Origin of the sequence: Pseudomonas sp. GM84 (assembly GCF_000282535.1) — a bacterium.
Classification (GTDB): domain Bacteria; phylum Pseudomonadota; class Gammaproteobacteria; order Pseudomonadales; family Pseudomonadaceae; genus Aquipseudomonas.
Genome location: NZ_AKJC01000150.1, coordinates 1 through 1485, shown reverse-complemented (window position 1 = coordinate 1485; position 1485 = coordinate 1). Strand labels below are relative to the sequence as shown.

Annotated in this window: 2 protein-coding genes; both read left to right on the top strand. The window is 55.8% G+C overall.

The annotated features are described in order from the left end of the window. Nucleotides 1-276 precede the first annotated feature (276 nt). Entirely contained in the window at nt 277-570 is a 294-nt protein-coding gene (locus PMI38_RS13285) for an IS3 family transposase (protein WP_008094729.1), read from the top strand. Then, on the top strand, nt 567-1430 hold the full coding sequence (locus tag PMI38_RS13280) for an IS3 family transposase (protein ID WP_008094728.1): 864 nt from the start codon (nt 567-569) through the stop codon (nt 1428-1430). The genes PMI38_RS13285 and PMI38_RS13280 overlap by 4 nt, the downstream gene beginning before the upstream one ends. Nucleotides 1431-1485 lie beyond the last annotated feature (55 nt).

Sequence of the window (1485 nt, the reverse complement as noted above, 5' to 3'; positions counted from 1 at the left end):
CCCGCCGTAAGGGCGGAAAGGTGAGTGAGCGTCGCTGCAGCAAACGGATATGCCCGAGAACCTCTGAACCACTACGTGAACCCTTTGGCTTTTGGCTTTTGGCTTTTGGCTTTTGGCTTTCAAGTCGAGTGAATATCCATTTGCCAAGGCGGCGCGAAGTCACCCTTCCGCCCTTACGGCGGGTTACTTTTTTTCTTGGAAAAAAGTAACCATGGGCCTGTCCCGTGACAACGGACGCCAAGAGGCGATACTTGAATCGTTCTCTTGGAGGTTGTCATGTCCACTCGAACCTACCGTAACTACACCGAAGAGTTCAAAATCCAAGCCGTTGCCTTGGCGCAAACGGTAGGAAGAACCGAAGCCGCCCGGCAACTCGAGATTCCCGTAAAGACGCTGGATAACTGGGTTGATGCGTCGCGCAACGGGCACTCGTTAAGCTCTCCCGACCGACGCCCTGTCAGTAAAGACGACAGCGAGCTGGCGCGGCTCAGGGCCGAGAATGCCGAACTCAAGCTGGAGCGCGAAATCCTAAAAAAGGCGGCGGTATTCTTTGCCAAAGAGTCCAGGTGAGATACGCCTTCGTCGCTAGTGAACGGGCTCAATTCCCGGTGCGATTGCTGTGCCGGGTGATGGGTGTCTCAGTTTCGGGGTTTTACGACTATCAGCATCGCCAGGACCGTCCAGATCGAGACGCTCAGATTCGCTTTGATTTGCACAAGGCCTACGCGGCCAGCCGGAATACATATGGCCGACCACGGTTGGTCGAAGCTTTGCGCCGGCAGGCACATGCAGTGGGCCACAAGCGGATAGATCGGCTGATGCACGAGGAACACATCCGAGGCAAATGCAAAGGCGGTTTCAAACCCTGTACGACGGATAGCCACCACTACCTACCCGTGGCGGACAATGTGCTGGCTAGACAGTTTTCCGTGAGCAGCGCCACGCCCACTTGGGTCAGCGATATCACCTACATCGCCACCAAGGAGGGATGGCTGTATCTGGCAGTCGTATTGAGCATCCAGACGCGCCAGGTGCTGGGTTATAGCTTGGCGGATCGGATGCCGGACGACTTGGTTGAGCGAGCCTTTATCAACGCTTGGAACGCATGCCTTGGCCTCTACGGTGTTGTGTTCCACTCCGATCAGGGGCGTCAGTATGCAAGCAGCAAATTCCGCTTCACGCTGGCTAAGAAAGGCTTCACGCAGAGCATGAGCCGAAAAGGAAATTGTTGGGATAACGCCGTGGCTGAGAGCTTCTTTGCCACATTGAAGCGAGAAGAGGCCTGCCGGGTTTACCCCAGCAAGCAGCAGGCGCACCTGGCAATCGCAAACTACATCCACGGGTTTTACAACAGCAGTCGACTGCACTCAGCACTGGGCTATCGTTCACCGAACGAATATGCAAAAGGCTTGAGAAAGGCGGCTCAATAGCCAGCCTTTTGGCGTCCGTTGTCACGGGACAGGCCCACCAAAAACCGCCTGCTCC

What these genes read in the sequence shown, in the direction of transcription:
- PMI38_RS13285 (WP_008094729.1), top strand. Translation starts at nt 277, where the DNA reads ATGTCCACTCGAACCTACCGTAACTACACCGAAGAGTTCAAAATCCAA.